Raw genomic sequence first — 15,184 nt, 5'->3', positions numbered from 1 at the left:
ACCCGCCATCGGCGGGTTTTTTCTTACCTGCAAAAAGGCTCAGGCTATCTTTTTCAGTTTTTTGATGTCTAAAACATCCAACTTGCCGTCAAGCCGGCTGACGAACTGCTGAAAATGCGCCGTCTCATTATGCTTATCCAGCGCTTCGCTGCTGGCCCAACGCTCAAAGAACACGAAAACGCCCGGCTTTTCCAGATCGCGATGCAAATCATATTGCAGGTTGCCCAACTCCTGGCGGCTCGGCTCGAGAATGTCGTGCACCGCTTCGCTGACGGCGTCTTCAAATCCCGCTTTCGCTTGCAGGGTGGCGATAACGCGTACTTCCATTGCTTTCTCCCTTTCCACTTGATGAAGGTCGACGGTATTGGCGTCGGCATCGTTGAAATCCCTGTTACTATGCGCCCGCCGCGCTATTGATTTCAACTTGTCGCCAACAAACAGATGCATCTCAGGCGCTTTCCGCTTATCCTTACACCCCGGCGTGAATAAACCCATTATTCGCTTTTCATTAGACGTATTTGACCGCCGGAGCCTAGCTAGATGACCGCACAACCTCAAGTTCTGAAAATCCGCCGCCCAGACGACTGGCATATCCACCTGCGTGACGACGAGATGCTGAAAACGGTGGTGCCCTATACCAGCCAGGTATTTGGCCGGGCGATCGTGATGCCGAACCTGGTTCCGCCCGTAACGACCGTGGCCGCCGCGCGCGCCTACCGCGATCGCATTTTGGCGGCGGTCCCGCAGGGCCACAACTTCACTCCGCTGATGACCTGCTATCTGACCAACTCCCTGGCGGCCAGTGAACTGGCCAACGGCTTTGAGCAAGGGGTGTTTACTGCCGCCAAGCTGTATCCGGCCAACGCCACCACCAACTCCAGCCACGGCGTCAGCGACGTGACCGGCATTTACCCGCTGTTCGAACAGATGCAAAAAGTCGGCATGCCTTTGCTGATCCACGGCGAAGTGACCGACCCTGCCGTCGATATCTTCGACCGCGAGGCGCGCTTTATCGAGCAGGTGATGGAACCGATCCGCCAGCAGTTCCCGGAGCTGAAGATCGTCTTCGAGCACATCACCACCAAAGAAGCGGCGCAATATGTGCAGGCAGGCAATCGTTTCCTCGGCGCCACCATCACGCCGCAGCACCTGATGTTCAACCGCAACCACATGCTGGTCGGCGGCATTCGCCCACACCTGTTCTGCCTGCCGATCCTCAAGCGCAATGTCCATCAGGAAGCGCTGCGTCAGGCGGTCGCCAGCGGCTCGGATCGTTTCTTCCTCGGTACCGACTCCGCGCCGCACCTCAAGCATCGCAAAGAGTCCAGCTGCGGCTGCGCCGGCTGTTTCAACGCGCCGAATGCCATCCCGGCTTACGCCGCGGTGTTCGAACAGCTCGGCGCGCTGGCGCACTTTGAGGCCTTCTGCTCGCTCAACGGCCCGCGTTTCTATGGCCTGCCGCTCAACGAAGACTTCATCGAGCTGCAGCGCGTGTCGACCACCCAGCCGGAAGAGATCGCCCTGGGCAATGAATCCGTGATCCCCTTCCTGGCCGGTGAAACCCTGAACTGGTCGCTGAAAGACTGATATTTTTTCTTCGCCCTCTTGCCCCCGCAGTCGGCTAGCTGTATAAATAAACAGTAAATCGCTTCGGGGGCAATTATGCGTGTTGAAGTCACTATAGATAAAACCCGGCCGCTGCCGTCGGGCGCCATTGAGGCGCTGACCGGTGAACTGGGCAAACGGGTCAATCGCCAGTTTCCAGACGCCGTCGTGCACGTACGTTATGCCGGCGCCAACGGGCTCTCCGTGCTGGGGGGCGCCAAAACCGACCGGGATCTGATCGAGGAAATCCTTCAGGAAACCTGGGAAAGCGCGGACGAGTGGTTCAGCGCAGAATAACACTGCAATGCTGTTTTTGCCGGGGGTCGCTCTCCGGCTTTTTTGTTTCTGGCGCCCAGCCCATTCATCGCTTACCCTTACTCTGGAACAAAATCCGCCTCAGCGCTGTATTTAACGCAAAGGAGTAAGCATGGCCCCGGACAAGGTGAAATCCGAAGACGCAATGACGTTTGGCGAACTGCTGGCGTTGATTGCCGATCAGAAAAGGCGCTTGAACGTACTGGAAGTGGCTTTCTCTTATCTGGCCTTCAGCCTGGATGACAAAGCCAACCAGCGGCTGATCCACAGCCTGAAGCTGGAATCGCACAGCCAGAATCGCGACGCCGAAACGCAAAAGCATTTCGCCCATTTGGCCGAAGAGCTGGAAAAATGTCTGTATGGTGCATCGCCACCTGCCGACGCGGAATAACGCGCCGCGCTGTACTCACCCACTGCAACACATACAAATTTGTAGAATAATTGCTCAAATAAATATTTATTTTGCAAATTTTGGTGACAACCCCCTCCACCGATGAAAGCGGATGCGTATACTGTAATTGCTCTCATGATGATGAGCCGCATTGATCCTCGTTAGTCACTCACGGTAGTTACTACTCAATAAGGGGTCTTTATGGACAGAAATGATGAAGTAATTCAGACGCACCCGCTTGTCGGTTGGGATATCAGTACTGTCGACGTTTACGACGCCATGATGATACGCCTTCATTACCTGTCTTCACTAGACCAAACGCCCGAAGAAGCCCAAGTAGACAGAACGCTTTGGCTGACCACAGATGTCGCCCGTCAATTAATCAATATCTTAGAGGCCGGCATCGCCAAGATTGAAGCTACGGATTATCAGGATCTTGATCGCAGAAAACATTGATTCATCGTCCCCTAACCCCTAAGGCGCCGCGCCCCATTCCCGGCGCCTTTTTCTTTGCCCTTCGCCGTTCAATCAGTGCATTGCGCCCGCCAACCTTTTATCATGGGGCGATAAGAAATCGCTATCAGAGAGGGTCGGCACGTGGAATATGATTTGATTGTGGTGGGCAGCGGTTCAGTCGGCGCAGCGGCAGGGTATTACGCAACCCGCGCCGGCTTGAAAGTGCTGATGATCGACAGCGCCATTCCCCCGCACCGCAACGGCAGCCATCACGGCGATACCCGCATCATCCGTCACGCTTACGGCGAAGGTGAAAAGTACGTGCCGCTGGTGCTGCGCGCGCAGGCGTTGTGGAATGCGCTGATTCAACATTCCGACGAGGAACTGTTCCAGTCGTGCGGCGTACTCAACCTGGGGCCGCAGCACTCCGAATTCATTCGCAATGCGCAGCAGAGCGCGCAAAAATTCCGCCTGAACGCGCAAACCCTCAGCGCCGAACAGATTGCTCAACGCTGGCCGGAATTCCGCACGCCGGAAGGTTACGTCGGCGTTTTCGAGCCGGACGCCGGCTTCCTGCGTTCCGAACTGGCGGTGGCCGGCCTGATCAAGCTGGCGAAAAAGGCCGGCTGCAGCCAGTTGTTCAACTGCCCGGTCAGCGCGGTGGAGCCTATTGATGGCGGCGCTGCAGTCGTCACCGGCGAAGGGCGTTTCACGGCGCGAAAAGCGGTGGTCACCGCCGGCACCTGGGTGAAAGCGCTGTTGCCGCAGCTGCCGGTTGCGCCATTGCGCAAGGTATTCTCCTGGCATCAGGCGGATGGCCGCTACAGCGTGAACAATCGCTTCCCGGCCTTTACCGTTGAAGCGCAAGACGGCACGCACTATTACGGCTTCCCGGCGGATAACGACGGCCTGAAAGTGGGCAAACACGACGGTGGCCAGCCGATGGATGCCCCCGAGCAGCGCAAGCCCTTCGGCAGCTACGCCAGCGACGGCACCGAAGTCTTCACCTTCCTGCGGCAGTTTTTGCCGGGTGTAGGCGTATGTTTACACGGCGAAGCCTGCAGTTATGACATGAGCCCCGACGAAGACTTTATTATCGATACCCTGCCGGAGTGCGATCGCCTGATGGTCATCAGCGGATTGAGCGGCCACGGCTTCAAGTTCGCCAGCGCACTGGGCGAGATTGCCGCGCTGTTCGCGCAGGACAAAGCGCCGCCGGTCGACGTCTCCAGCTTTGGTCTGAAACGATTTAGCTAAGCAAAGGCTGTCGCTGTCCTGGTTCCCGTCGAGCCCTGGGCAGCGAAATCTGACGGTTACAATTTCTTAACCTGCTAACTCTTTTAAATACCAAGTAAAAATTCTTATAACGGAAATTTCTTGCATTCAGCAGTTGAATTTCCGAATTGAACACTTGCAGTGTAAGTCCTATTTTACAGAAGATATGCTCCATCGGCTTTCAACAAGGACGTCACCATGAAACTACTTGTCGTGGACGAATGCTGCTTCACCCGGGTCGGTATAGCCAGCTACTTTGCTGATAGTGGGATTACGACGATCAAGTGCTGCCACAGCATTGAGTACGCTACGCCGCTGTTGGCCAGCTTTCAGCCGAGCCACATTCTGGTGAACCTCAGCAACCAGTGCCGCTATAACGAAGCGGACGCACAGCTGCTGGCGTTTATGGAAGCCAGCCAGTCTGCCTTGCTGTTTATCTATCTCGATACGCCTTACCCTTACAGCGAAACGCCAATGCGCATCGCCGATAACGCGTTTCTGTTCAATAAAAGCATTCTGCCGCTCACCTTACGCACGCTGCGCGAAAATCCGCTGGCGCTGGCCGATGACGGCGAAGAGCGTTCCCTGTTCAGCCCGCAGGAACTGACGGTGATGAAATATTGGATGGCGGAGATGCCCAACTACCGCATCGCGAAAAAACTGCAAATTAGCTCGCATACGGTGTACGTGCACAAGCGCCACATCACGGAGAAGATCAACGCGCGCAACCGGTTGGAGTTCTACTCGTTATATAACGTGCTGCGTTATTTCTACCCGCCGAACACGCCAACGAACTCGACGCCGTTGGCGCTGCTGGCGGTATGACATCAAGCCTGCGATAACGCAGGCTTTTTTATCGCCATTCTTCCAGCACTCATGCGCGGCGCGCTATAAAAGACGCCGAGAAAAGGACTATAATCAAAGGTCTCTTTCTTCTGGCGGCTGAAATGTTAAACCGAATACTGGCGGCTATCGTCAACAACGTGCGTGAGCACCTGGTGCTGTATCTTTGCCTGTGGCTGGTGCTGCTGGCGCTGGATGTCTACTTTTTCTTCGTGCTGTAACCCATGCCGTCGTCATTTCCCCGATTGAGCTTCAACCGCTTCGGCGATCCCGCCCAGGTGCTGACGCTGCAGCAGGTGAACAGGCCGACGCTGCGCCCCGGCCGGCTGCTGCTACAGATGCGCTATGCCCCGATCAATCCTTCCGACCTGATCCCGATTCACGGCCAATACGCGCATCGTATCGCCCTGCCGCAGGTGCCGGGCTATGAAGGCGCAGGCGTCATCGTCGATCCGCAGAGCGGGCGCTCGACCGGCCGACGCGCGCTGGCGGTAGCGGGTGACGGCAGCTGGCAAACCTTCGTCACGCTGCCTGAGGATCGGGTGGTCTGGGTGCCGGACGACATCGACGACAACGACGCGGCGCAGATTTACATCAACCCGCTCACCTGCTGGGTGTTGCTGACGCAATGGCTGCCGCTCAACGCCGGCGACGTGCTGCTGCTCAACGGCGGCGGCTCCGCCGTTAGCCTGTTGTTGGCGCAGCTGACGGCGCTGCGTGGTATTCGTCTGGCGGTGGTGGTGCGCAACGCCGCCCATCGCCAGGCGCTGCTGGCCGCCGGCGCCTGGCGCGTTATCGAAGCGCCGCAGCTGGCGCAAATGACCCATTTTGGCGCCCGCGCCGCCATCGACTGCATCGGCGGAGAAGACGGATTGCAGCTGGCGCGAGCGGTTCGCTCCGGCGGCGATTTCGTGGCGCTGGGCCTTTTAGGCGGGCGCCAAGTGGACTGGCGGCGCGTAGTGGACGAGTTAAAGCTGCGCGCTTCGCTGTTCCACCTGCGTAAATGGAATGCGCAGGCGGCGCCGGCGCAGTGGCAAACGGCGTTTTATCAGCTATTCCAGCTGCTGCGCCGCGGCCAGCTGGCGCTGCGCCCGCCCGCCGCGATTTACCCTCTGCATCAGTACGCAGCGGCGCTGCAACACGCCGCGCAGCCCGGTGTCAGCGGAAAAATCTTCCTTACTCCGGCGCCGCCGGAGGCTGGCGCGGCGGGCGGCCGTCCCCCAGGATAGCCGCCAGCCGATAGCCGCCCTCGGTGGTCTCCAGCGCGATGCGCGCCACGATCGTCAGCGGCACCGACAGCAACATGCCCACCGGGCCGAGCAGCCAACCCCAAAAGATCAGCGACAGGAACACCACCAGCGTCGACAGCCCCAGCCCGCGCCCCATCACCCGCGGTTCGAGGATATTGCCGATCACCATGTTGACAGCGATAAAGCCGCCCGCCACCACCAACGCATCGCCCAATCCGTTGAACAGCAGCGCCTGAATCAACGGTGGAATGGCGGCCAATACCGAGCCGATATTGGGGATATAGTTGAGCAGAAACGCCAGCAGCCCCCAGATAAAGGCGAAGCGCACCCCGACCGCCGCCAGGAAGATCCAGACGATCACGCCGGTGGCCAGGCTGATGATGGTTTTAATCACCAGATAGCGCGTCACGCCGTCCAGCGCCCGCCGCATCGCGGCGAGGCCTTCGTTCGGCTTATCCAACGCCTGCTGCAGCTTATAAGGCAGCAGCTGCACTTCAAACAGCATAAACACCACGGTCATCAGCAGCAGGAAGACGTTGGTCATGGCGCCAGACAGGTGCCCCAGCATGCGGGTAACCAGATTCATCGCCGCGCTGGGATCGACATACTGCAGCATCGCTTCGCTGGAGAGGCTGATATTGAAGCGATCGGCGTAATGCTGCAGCTCGCGCAGTTTCTCGATCATCATGCCGCGGTACTGCGGCAGCGAGCGGGCGAACTCGTTCAGCGAAGCGCCCAGCATGCCGATAAACAGCATCACGACCACGATCACCGCCGTCACCAGCAGCGTCACCCCAAGGATGCGCGGCACCCGGCGGCGTTCCAGCATCGTCACCAGCGGGTTCAGCACCATGGCGAGGAATACCGCCAGTAGAAACGGCACCACGATGTCGGCGGCGGCTTTCACCCCGGCCAAAATGATCACCAACATCGCCAACAGGACGGCCAAACGCAGGCTGCTGTCGGTTACTCGGGTTCGGCCCATGACGTTTCCTTGTTATTTCACTGGGTTAACCGGCCACAAAGAGCCGACTCTTGGCGCTAATGGTAGCAAAGTCGGCCGTCACACCGCAGAGGATTTAGCGTAACCGTTCGAATAATTTAATCTTTCCGCCCTGCTCTTCGCCGCAAGAAATAGGCATAACCTTTGCCAACCAATAATCCCGCCCAGCAATCCATGACCGGTTTACGTAAAATGACAAAAGCTGACATTAATAGATAATAAGCCTAATTTTCAACAACTAGCATAATCGCCACGTGAAAGAAATCATATCATCTTCAACGATTTATCTGATGAACTCCGAACATCTCAAACAAATTCACTGACTAATATTTCTAAGAAGTAACATAGTTAAATTTATTATTGATTTTATGTTTCCTAAAGTTTAATTATTGCAGCCAGCCAATCGGTAATCGAAGGAAACAGGATGCTCTGGAAAAATACCGCCGATCGTTTCGGCCATGTGTCAGTGTTGATCCACTGGCTGGTGGCGCTGACGGTGTACGGCATGTTCGCCCTCGGCCTGTGGATGGTCACGCTGGGCTATTACGACGTCTGGTATCACCAGGCGCCGGAGATCCACAAAAGCATCGGCGCGCTGCTGTTCATCGTGATGGTGATCCGCGTGATCTGGCGCTTTGTCTCGCCGCCGCCCAAGCCTCTGGCCAGCTATGGCCGTCTCACTCGCGTCAGCGCCATTCTCGCGCATCTGGCGCTGTATGCCGTGCTGTTCGGCATTCTGATCAGCGGCTATCTGATCTCGACCGCCGACGGCCAACCGATCAGCGTATTCGGCTGGTTCGACGTACCCGCCACCGTGACCGGCATGGCGGAACAGGCCGACACCGCCGGCGCCATACACCTTTACCTGGCCTGGGCCGTGGTAGTGCTCTCGGTACTGCACGGGCTGGCCGCGCTTAAACATCACTTTATCGATCGTGATGTCACTTTGAAACGGATGCTGGGTAGCAGCGCCGATTAACCTTTGGATTTATGGAGATTGCTATGTTGAAAAAGACCGTATTGGGCCTGACCGCAGGCGCCCTGCTGCTGAGCGCCGGTTCCGCACTGGCGGCGGACTACAAGATCGACAAACAGGGCCAGCACGCCTTTATCGAGTTCCGCATCCAGCACCTGGGTTACAGCTGGCTGTACGGCAGCTTTAAAGACTTCGACGGCGGCTTCACCTTCGACGAAAAAGATCCGTCCAAGGACAAAGTCAACGTGACCATCAATACCGCCAGCGTCGACACCAACCACGCCGAGCGCGACAAGCACCTGCGCAGCGCCGAGTTCCTCAACGTGGAGAAGAACAAGCAGGCCAAGTTTGAATCCACCGAAGTGAAGAAAAGCGGCGACGGTTATGCGGTGGTCGGCAACCTGACGCTGAACGGCGTGACCAAACCGGTTACGCTGGACGCCAAACTGATTGGCCAGGGCAACGATCCGTGGGGCGGCTACCGCGCCGGCTTTGAAGCCAACGGCAAGATCAAGCTGAAAGATTTCGGCATCACCACCGATCTGGGCCCGGCGTCGCAAGACGTTGAGCTGATCATCTCCGTAGAAGGCGTGCGCGAGAAATAAGTAAAAAAGCCCGGCTTGGCGGCCGGGCTTCTCATTTCCTCAGGCTCAGCGGGCTGGGCCTTCTTCTTCCGGTGCCGGAATGTGCATCGTAGTCTGCAACAGGCCTTTCGACTTATTGAAGATCTTGACGCCGTTTTCCCGGCCAGCACGGCGCGCGCGCTGCTCTTCGCGCGGCAGCTTCAGCTCTTCGCGGCAAATCTCGCTGCAGCACCCTTCAAACTTGGCGGCGCAGCTCGGGCACTGAATGAACAGCAGGTGGCAACCGTCGTTTTTGCAGTTGGTGTGGGTGTCGCACGGCGCCCCGCACTGGTGGCAGTTGGCGATCACATCGTCGGAAATGCGCTCGCCCATGCGCTCATCGAACACGAAGTTTTTGCCGATAAACTTCAGCGGCAGCCCCTGCTCTTTCGCTTTGCGGGCGTACTCGATGATCCCGCCTTCCACGTGGTAGATGTTTTTAAAGCCGTTGTGCAGCATATAGGCGCTGGCTTTTTCACAGCGAATGCCGCCGGTGCAGTACATGACGATGTTTTTGTCTTTGCTGTCCTGCAGCATCTCCACCGCCATCGGCAGCTGATCGCGGAAGGTATCCGACGGCACCTCGATGGCGTTTTCGAAGTGACCGACTTCGTACTCATAGTGGTTGCGCATGTCGACGAACACCGTATTCGGATCGTCGATCATCTGATTGACGCGATCGGCCTGCAGATATTCGCCGACGTTGCTTGGGTCAAAGCTCTCGTCATCGATGCCGTCGGCCACGATGCGCTCGCGCACCTTGAGGCGCAGCACCCAGAAGGATTTGCCGTCGTCTTCGAGCGCGATATTCAGCCGAACCTGATCCAGCGCCGGGTGCGAGGCGAACAGCGCGGCTTTGAACGCGTCGAAGTTATGCTGCGGCACGCTGATCTGCGCGTTGATGCCCTCTTTCGCCACGTAGATGCGGCCGAACACCTTCAATTTTTCGAACTGAACGTACAGGCTGTCGCGAAACGCTTTGGGATCGTCGATGGAGAAATATTTGTAAAAAGAAACTGTGGTGCGCGGCTCGGTTTCCGCCAGCATGCGCGCCTTCAGTTCCTCATTAGAAATTCGGTTATGTAACACTGGCATGGTGTACTTTCCTGTCTTTCGGGAGGTGACTGATCATCGCGCGCAGCCTGCCGGCCCGCGCGCGGCGCACATCATACCCGAAAAACCGCCGCCGCGCAGCCCTGGCGCAAACGCCCCGTTCAGCGTCCGCCGCCTTCGGTAAACGCGGAAGCCAGTATACCGAGCGCCATCATCACGCCGGCGAGCGCCAATATCGAGTTCACCTGCAGATGCGCGCCGACGCTGCCGACCGCCGCGCCCAAAACCAGCAGCCCCGCACTGATCCATGGTGCCAACATATTTACCCTCTGAATAATTACCAGCAATAATATCGCCATTATCTTTGGCAGGAAAGATTGTGGAAAAATTCGGCATTCGATGCATATTTAACGCCCAAAAAGGGATTTTAATGCGTTGTGTTTTCCCGGATCGCCAGAAAAATGCCACAATAGTCGCAAACAAACGGCAGAAACGAACCTTGCCGCCGAGCTCACCCGGCTGCCAGACCATGCTATGACTCTGTCATTACACTTAAACAACCGTATTCAAACAGAGAACCCATGACTCAAGTTCCTACTTTCAATCGTTCCTTATTGCACCCGCGCTACTGGCTGACCTGGGTCGGCATCGGCTTGCTGTATCTGCTGGTGTTGCTGCCTTATCCCGTCATCTACTGGCTCGGCACCTCGATTGGGCGATTTTCCATGCGCTTTCTCAAGCGACGCGTCGCTATCGCCCAGCGTAACCTCGAGCTCTGTTTTCCCGACATGCCGCAGGCCGAACGCGATGCGCTGGTGGTAAAGAATTTCGAATCGGTCGGCATGGGGCTGTTTGAAACCGGCATGGCGTGGTTCTGGCCCAACTGGCGCATCGAGCGCTGGTTCAAGGTCAGCGGCCTGGAGCACATCCAAAAGGCCCGCGACAACCAGCAGGGCGTGTTGCTGATTGGCCTGCACTTTTTGACGCTGGAGCTGGGCGCGCGCATCTTCGGCATTCACAACCCGGGCATCGGCGTTTACCGCCCGCACGACAACAAGCTGATGGACTGGCTGCAAACCTGGGGCCGCATGCGTTCCAACAAATCGATGCTGGATCGCAAAGACATCAAAGGCATGATCCGCGCCCTGAAACAGGGCGATATCATCTGGTATGCGCCGGATCACGACTACGGCCCGCGCAGCAGCGTATTCGTGCCGCTGTTCGCGGTAGACAAAGCCGCCACCACCACCGGCAGTTACGTGCTGGTGCGGATGGGCAAACCGGCGATCATTCCGTTCACCCCGCGCCGCCTGCCGGACGGCAAAGGCTATGAGCTGATCATGCAGCCGGCGGTGGAAAACTTCCCGCTGGATAACGAACTCGATGCCGCCGCCTTTATGAATAAAGTGGTGGAAAAAGAGATCCTGATGGCGCCGGATCAATACATGTGGCTGCATCGCCGCTTCAAGACCCGCCCGGAAGGCGAGCCTTCGCTCTACTGATAAAGCAAACCCGCCGCCGGCGGGTTTTTTATTGCGCGCCTCTTGAGAATCGACGGCGAGGGTGGGATGGTAAAGCCTTTGCCGCCAACCCCGGAGCCGCCATGTACATTGTCAGCCTGACCTACCATCGCCCGATCGCCGACGTCGACAGCCACCTTGACGGGCACATCGCCTGGCTTAAGAAATATTTTCAGGACGGCACCTTCATCGCCTCCGGCCGCAAGAATCCCCGCACAGGCGGCGTGATCCTGGCCAAGGGCATTGAGCGTGCGCGGCTGGACGCCATCCTGGCCGAAGATCCGTTTAACGCCGTGGCCCACTACGAGATCACTGACTTTAGCGCCACCACCACCGCCGCCGGTTTCGAGGCGCTGGCCGGCCTATAAAACGCTGAAAATTCCGCGCGCCAAGCGCGGAATAAGGTTTAAGCGTCATTTTTAAAACTTTATTTCATTTTTCGCCCTATTTCCGTCCTCTGGTTTGCCGTAGCCGCGCCGGCGGCGCATACTTATCAGGCTAACTTTCACGTTTTGCCCTTCATCTTTTTGCCGCCGGCAAAACGCGTCACCTTTCGGCAATGGACATTTATGGCTTCGGCAGCAGAACCCGTTAACTGGAAACGCAACCTTTTCGTCGCCTGGGTAGGGTGCTTTCTCACCGGCGCCGCCTTCAGCCTGGTGATGCCGTTTCTGCCGCTGTACGTCGAGACGCTGGGCGTAACCGGCCATCAGGCGCTCAACATGTGGTCCGGTCTGCTGTTCAGCATTACCTTCCTGTTTTCCGCTATCGCCGCGCCGTTCTGGGGCGCCCTGGCCGACCGACGCGGCCGTAAACTGATGTTGCTGCGCTCGGCGTTGGGCATGGCGATCGTCATGGTGCTGATGGGCATGGCGCAAACGGTCTGGCAGTTTCTCGCGCTGCGGGCGGTGCTGGGGTTGCTTGGCGGGTTCATACCCAACGCCAACGCGCTGATCGCCACCCAGGTGCCGCGCAACCGCAGCGGCTGGGCGCTCGGCACTCTGTCAACCGGCGGCGTCGGCGGCGCGCTGATCGGCCCGCTGATCGGCGGCCTGCTGGCCGATCTGTACGGCCTGCGCCCGGTGTTTTATATCACCGCCGCGGTGCTGTTCGTCTGCTTCGTGCTGACGCTGCTGTATGTCAAAGAGCAATTTACCCCGGTGCAAAAGCGCGACATGTTGCACGCAAAACAGGTGTTCGCCTCGCTGAAGAACCCGAAGCTGGTGCTCAGCCTGTTCGTTACTACCATGATCATCCAGATCGCCACCGGCTCAATTGCCCCGATCCTGACGCTGTATGTGCGCGATCTGGCCGGCGCGACCCATAATCTGGCGTTTATCAGCGGGCTGATCGCCTCGGTGCCCGGCGTCGCGGCATTGATGAGCGCCCCACGGCTGGGCAAGCTGGGCGATCGCATCGGCCCGGAACGCATTCTGGTCTTTATGCTGATCGTCTCGGTGCTGCTGCTGATCCCGATGGCGTTCGTGCAAACGCCGTGGCAGCTCGGCGTACTGCGCTTTCTGCTGGGGGCGGCCGACGGCGCGCTGCTGCCGGCGGTACAGACGCTGTTGATTTATAACTGCACCAATCAGGTCGCCGGCCGAATTTTCAGCTACAACCAGTCGTTCCGCGACGTCGGCAACGTCAGCGGCCCGCTGCTCGGCGCCGCGGTCTCCGCCGGCTACGGTTTTCGCGCGGTCTTCGCCGTCACCGCTTTGGTGGTGCTGTTCAACGCCGGTTATTCCTGGTGGTGTCTGCGGCGGCGGCCGGGCTATATGCGGGAAGACACGCTGCAGGAAGAGCAATAGCTGCATTTATCGCCAATTTCCGCTATTGGCCGGATCAACCTCGCGTTTCCCCTACTTTTAATAATGCTTCCTGCGGGCCGGCGAATTTTCGCCCCACTCGGAACATTCTTACTACAACATCTTGTTTATCAACAATTAATTAACCTTCAGCGCATAAAACCCGCTGTCAATCATATTCCTGTCATAACCAACAGAAAAACCAGAAAAGGAGATGCTTGTCGACTTTTCGTCTAAAAAATGGGATACAGGTACTAGACAAAACCAACGACCAGTTATCAAATGGTTAAATAATATCACGCTAGATGTGAAACATCGGCCAAGTGAAGAAAAGGTCAGCACGCTTTCCACGGTTTATCAGCGTTGCAGCCGCGGTTTTGTCGGGTAATCCGCATTGGGCGGATCGCCTTCATTAAATACACATACAACCACAGTACGGGCTGCAGCCATGCAGCGCCTTTTTATTGGGAAATCGTTATGCAATCCTCTGTCAATAAGTCAGAAAGCCGGACCTTCTTCGGCCATCCCTATCCGCTGGGTTCTCTGTTCTTCACCGAAATGTGGGAGCGCTTTTCGTTCTACGGCATCCGTCCGCTGCTGATCCTGTTTATGGCCGCCACCGTATACGACGGCGGTCTGGGTCTGGCGCGCGAGAACGCGTCGGCGATCGTCGGCATCTTCGCCGGCAGCATGTACCTGGCGGCGCTGCCGGGCGGCTGGCTGGCGGACAACTGGCTCGGCCAACGCAAGGCCGTTTGGTACGGTTCGATTCTGATCGCCCTCGGCCACCTGTCGATCGCCCTGTCCGCGGTGATGGGCACCAACCTGTTCTTCATCGGCCTGATGTTCATCGTGCTCGGTTCCGGCCTGTTCAAGACCTGTATCTCGGTGATGGTCGGCACGCTGTACAAGAAAGGCGATGCGCGCCGCGACGGCGGTTTCTCGCTGTTCTACATGGGCATCAACATCGGTTCGTTCATCGCCCCGTTGATCTCCGGCTGGCTGATCAAGTCACACGGCTGGCACTGGGGCTTCGGCATCGGCGGTATCGGGATGCTGGTGGCGCTGGTGATCTTCCGCGTGTTCGCCGTCCCGGCGATGAAACGCTATGACCGCGAGGTGGGCCTGGATTCCACCTGGAACAGCCCGGTAGCGAAGAAAAAAGGCGTCGGCGCCTGGCTGCTGGCATTGGCGGTAGGCCTGGCTGCGGTCATCGTGCTGATCGCTCAGGGCACCATCGTCATCAACCCGGTCGAAGTAGCCAGCGTGCTGGTGTACGTGATCGCCGCGTCGGTCACCCTGTACTTCATCTATCTGTTCGCCTTTGCCGGCCTGAGCCGCAAAGAGCGCGCTCGCCTGCTGGTGTGCTTTATCCTGCTGATCTCCGCCGCGTTCTTCTGGTCAGCGTTTGAACAGAAACCGACCTCGTTCAACCTGTTCGCCAACGATTACACCAATCGCATGGTCGGCGGCTTCGAGATCCCGGCGGTGTGGTTCCAGTCGATCAACGCCTTGTTCATCATCCTGCTGGCGCCGGTGTTCAGCTGGGCTTGGCCTGCACTGGCGCGCAATAACGTGCGCCCAAGCAGCATCACCAAGTTCGTGATCGGTATCCTGTGCGCCGCCGGCGGTTTCGGCCTGATGATGCTGGCCGCGCAGAATGTGCTGAGCAACGGCGGCGCCGGCGTATCGCCGATGTGGCTGGTGGGCAGTATCCTGATGCTGACGCTGGGTGAGCTGTGCCTGAGCCCGATCGGCCTGGCCACCATGACGCTGCTGGCGCCGGAGAGAATGCGCGGGCAAATGATGGGGCTGTGGTTCTGCGCCAGCGCGCTGGGCAACCTGGCGGCCGGTCTGATCGGCGGTCACGTCAAGGCCGACCAACTGGATATGCTGCCGGATCTGTTCGCTCGCTGCTCAGTCGCGCTGCTGATCTGCGCCGCCGTGCTTATCGTGCTGATCGTGCCGATTCGCCGCATGCTGGAAAATACCCAGACCAAGAGCGCGCAGAAACCGGCGACCAGCGCCTGACGGATACCCCGTTTTTATCTCGCAAACCGGCGCTCAAG

Annotated in this window: 18 protein-coding genes; 14 read left to right on the top strand and 4 right to left on the bottom strand. The window is 58.1% G+C overall.

Annotated features, from left to right (window positions below; all coding sequences use genetic code 11):
* Window positions 1-39: 39 nt before the first annotated feature.
* Complete coding sequence (locus SSARUM_RS09125; RefSeq protein ID WP_033647446.1) at window positions 40-327, bottom strand: putative quinol monooxygenase; 288 nt, start codon at window positions 325-327, stop codon at window positions 40-42.
* 213 nt (window positions 328-540) lie between these two features.
* Here SSARUM_RS09125 and pyrC point away from each other — a divergent pair, with 213 nt between their 5' ends.
* The 8 genes from pyrC to SSARUM_RS09085 all read left to right on the top strand — a co-directional run bounded on the left by pyrC (window position 541) and on the right by SSARUM_RS09085 (window position 6,114).
* Window positions 541-1,587, top strand: coding sequence for a dihydroorotase (gene pyrC / locus SSARUM_RS09120; RefSeq protein ID WP_039566615.1), 1,047 nt, complete (start codon window positions 541-543; stop codon window positions 1,585-1,587).
* Window positions 1,588-1,662: 75 nt separating this feature from the next.
* Window positions 1,663-1,902 carry a DNA damage-inducible protein I gene (gene dinI / locus SSARUM_RS09115; protein ID WP_033638037.1) on the top strand — a complete coding sequence of 80 codons (240 nt, stop codon included), beginning with the start codon at window positions 1,663-1,665 and terminating at the stop codon, window positions 1,900-1,902.
* Between the two features lie 130 nt (window positions 1,903-2,032).
* A complete protein-coding gene (locus SSARUM_RS09110; protein ID WP_033646451.1) occupies window positions 2,033-2,311 on the top strand; it encodes a hypothetical protein in 279 nt (92 codons plus the stop codon).
* A 201-nt stretch (window positions 2,312-2,512) separates the two neighbouring features.
* Window positions 2,513-2,767, top strand: coding sequence for a biofilm formation regulator BssS (bssS, locus tag SSARUM_RS09105; RefSeq protein WP_004927812.1), 255 nt, complete (start codon window positions 2,513-2,515; stop codon window positions 2,765-2,767).
* Between the two features lie 141 nt (window positions 2,768-2,908).
* Window positions 2,909-4,024, top strand: coding sequence for an N-methyl-L-tryptophan oxidase (gene solA / locus SSARUM_RS09100; protein ID WP_039566617.1), 1,116 nt, complete (start codon window positions 2,909-2,911; stop codon window positions 4,022-4,024).
* Window positions 4,025-4,240: 216 nt separating this feature from the next.
* Entirely contained in the window at window positions 4,241-4,867 is a 627-nt protein-coding gene (locus SSARUM_RS09095; protein ID WP_033646453.1) for a LuxR C-terminal-related transcriptional regulator, read from the top strand.
* Between the two features lie 122 nt (window positions 4,868-4,989).
* A complete protein-coding gene (locus SSARUM_RS09090) occupies window positions 4,990-5,106 on the top strand; it encodes a DUF2770 family protein (protein WP_033638034.1) in 117 nt (38 codons plus the stop codon).
* A gap of 3 nt (window positions 5,107-5,109) precedes the next feature.
* On the top strand, window positions 5,110-6,114 hold the full coding sequence (locus SSARUM_RS09085) for a zinc-dependent alcohol dehydrogenase family protein (protein ID WP_060425619.1): 1,005 nt from the start codon (window positions 5,110-5,112) through the stop codon (window positions 6,112-6,114).
* Here the strand turns inward: SSARUM_RS09085 and SSARUM_RS09080 are convergent.
* Window positions 6,062-7,120 carry an AI-2E family transporter gene (locus SSARUM_RS09080; RefSeq protein WP_282494616.1) on the bottom strand — a complete coding sequence of 353 codons (1,059 nt, stop codon included), beginning with the start codon at window positions 7,118-7,120 and terminating at the stop codon, window positions 6,062-6,064. The genes SSARUM_RS09085 and SSARUM_RS09080 overlap by 53 nt on opposite strands.
* 442 nt (window positions 7,121-7,562) lie before the next feature.
* Between SSARUM_RS09080 and SSARUM_RS09075 the strand changes: the two genes are divergently transcribed.
* Together SSARUM_RS09075 and SSARUM_RS09070 are read left to right on the top strand one after the other, a co-directional pair.
* Window positions 7,563-8,117, top strand: coding sequence for a cytochrome b (locus SSARUM_RS09075; protein ID WP_033646456.1), 555 nt, complete (start codon window positions 7,563-7,565; stop codon window positions 8,115-8,117).
* A 23-nt stretch (window positions 8,118-8,140) separates the two neighbouring features.
* Window positions 8,141-8,719, top strand: coding sequence for a YceI family protein (locus tag SSARUM_RS09070; protein WP_016928208.1), 579 nt, complete (start codon window positions 8,141-8,143; stop codon window positions 8,717-8,719).
* A gap of 45 nt (window positions 8,720-8,764) precedes the next feature.
* On the opposite strand, the gene trhO is transcribed toward SSARUM_RS09070, so the two are convergent.
* Together trhO and SSARUM_RS09060 are read right to left on the bottom strand one after the other, a co-directional pair.
* Window positions 8,765-9,832 carry an oxygen-dependent tRNA uridine(34) hydroxylase TrhO gene (gene trhO / locus SSARUM_RS09065; RefSeq protein WP_033646457.1) on the bottom strand — a complete coding sequence of 356 codons (1,068 nt, stop codon included), beginning with the start codon at window positions 9,830-9,832 and terminating at the stop codon, window positions 8,765-8,767.
* A 119-nt stretch (window positions 9,833-9,951) separates the two neighbouring features.
* Window positions 9,952-10,110 carry a hypothetical protein gene (locus SSARUM_RS09060; RefSeq protein WP_060429872.1) on the bottom strand — a complete coding sequence of 53 codons (159 nt, stop codon included), beginning with the start codon at window positions 10,108-10,110 and terminating at the stop codon, window positions 9,952-9,954.
* 261 nt (window positions 10,111-10,371) lie between these two features.
* Here SSARUM_RS09060 and SSARUM_RS09055 point away from each other — a divergent pair, with 261 nt between their 5' ends.
* From SSARUM_RS09055 to SSARUM_RS09040, 4 genes are all read left to right on the top strand, one after another.
* Complete coding sequence (locus SSARUM_RS09055; protein ID WP_033638030.1) at window positions 10,372-11,292, top strand: Kdo(2)-lipid IV(A) acyltransferase; 921 nt, start codon at window positions 10,372-10,374, stop codon at window positions 11,290-11,292.
* Between the two features lie 101 nt (window positions 11,293-11,393).
* On the top strand, window positions 11,394-11,678 hold the full coding sequence (locus SSARUM_RS09050) for a YciI family protein (RefSeq protein ID WP_060420566.1): 285 nt from the start codon (window positions 11,394-11,396) through the stop codon (window positions 11,676-11,678).
* Window positions 11,679-11,879: 201 nt separating this feature from the next.
* Entirely contained in the window at window positions 11,880-13,118 is a 1,239-nt protein-coding gene (mdtG, locus tag SSARUM_RS09045; RefSeq protein ID WP_060429868.1) for a multidrug efflux MFS transporter MdtG, read from the top strand.
* Between the two features lie 474 nt (window positions 13,119-13,592).
* Window positions 13,593-15,146: a peptide MFS transporter gene (locus SSARUM_RS09040; protein ID WP_033638027.1), complete on the top strand. Its 1,554-nt coding sequence runs from the start codon at window positions 13,593-13,595 to the stop codon at window positions 15,144-15,146.
* The last annotated feature ends 38 nt before the right edge of the window (window positions 15,147-15,184 follow it).

The organism is Serratia sarumanii (assembly GCF_029962605.1).
In the GTDB taxonomy this organism is placed as follows: domain Bacteria; phylum Pseudomonadota; class Gammaproteobacteria; order Enterobacterales; family Enterobacteriaceae; genus Serratia; species Serratia sarumanii.
This window is presented reverse-complemented; position numbering and strand designations above follow the sequence as displayed.

Excerpts from the sequence above, each read along its gene's own strand:
- SSARUM_RS09125 (WP_033647446.1), bottom strand. The coding sequence starts at position 327 with ATGGAAGTACGCGTTATCGCCACCCTGCAAGCGAAAGCGGGATTTGAA.
- pyrC (WP_039566615.1), top strand. The coding sequence starts at position 541 with ATGACCGCACAACCTCAAGTTCTGAAAATCCGCCGCCCAGACGACTGG.
- dinI (WP_033638037.1), top strand. The coding sequence starts at position 1,663 with ATGCGTGTTGAAGTCACTATAGATAAAACCCGGCCGCTGCCGTCGGGC.
- SSARUM_RS09110 (WP_033646451.1), top strand. The coding sequence starts at position 2,033 with ATGGCCCCGGACAAGGTGAAATCCGAAGACGCAATGACGTTTGGCGAA.
- bssS (WP_004927812.1), top strand. The coding sequence starts at position 2,513 with ATGGACAGAAATGATGAAGTAATTCAGACGCACCCGCTTGTCGGTTGG.
- SSARUM_RS09095 (WP_033646453.1), top strand. The coding sequence starts at position 4,241 with ATGAAACTACTTGTCGTGGACGAATGCTGCTTCACCCGGGTCGGTATA.
- SSARUM_RS09090 (WP_033638034.1), top strand. The coding sequence starts at position 4,990 with ATGTTAAACCGAATACTGGCGGCTATCGTCAACAACGTGCGTGAGCAC.
- SSARUM_RS09085 (WP_060425619.1), top strand. The coding sequence starts at position 5,110 with ATGCCGTCGTCATTTCCCCGATTGAGCTTCAACCGCTTCGGCGATCCC.
- SSARUM_RS09080 (WP_282494616.1), bottom strand. The coding sequence starts at position 7,120 with ATGGGCCGAACCCGAGTAACCGACAGCAGCCTGCGTTTGGCCGTCCTG.
- SSARUM_RS09075 (WP_033646456.1), top strand. The coding sequence starts at position 7,563 with ATGCTCTGGAAAAATACCGCCGATCGTTTCGGCCATGTGTCAGTGTTG.
- SSARUM_RS09070 (WP_016928208.1), top strand. The coding sequence starts at position 8,141 with ATGTTGAAAAAGACCGTATTGGGCCTGACCGCAGGCGCCCTGCTGCTG.
- trhO (WP_033646457.1), bottom strand. The coding sequence starts at position 9,832 with ATGCCAGTGTTACATAACCGAATTTCTAATGAGGAACTGAAGGCGCGC.
- SSARUM_RS09060 (WP_060429872.1), bottom strand. The coding sequence starts at position 10,110 with ATGTTGGCACCATGGATCAGTGCGGGGCTGCTGGTTTTGGGCGCGGCG.
- SSARUM_RS09055 (WP_033638030.1), top strand. The coding sequence starts at position 10,372 with ATGACTCAAGTTCCTACTTTCAATCGTTCCTTATTGCACCCGCGCTAC.
- SSARUM_RS09050 (WP_060420566.1), top strand. The coding sequence starts at position 11,394 with ATGTACATTGTCAGCCTGACCTACCATCGCCCGATCGCCGACGTCGAC.
- mdtG (WP_060429868.1), top strand. The coding sequence starts at position 11,880 with ATGGCTTCGGCAGCAGAACCCGTTAACTGGAAACGCAACCTTTTCGTC.
- SSARUM_RS09040 (WP_033638027.1), top strand. The coding sequence starts at position 13,593 with ATGCAATCCTCTGTCAATAAGTCAGAAAGCCGGACCTTCTTCGGCCAT.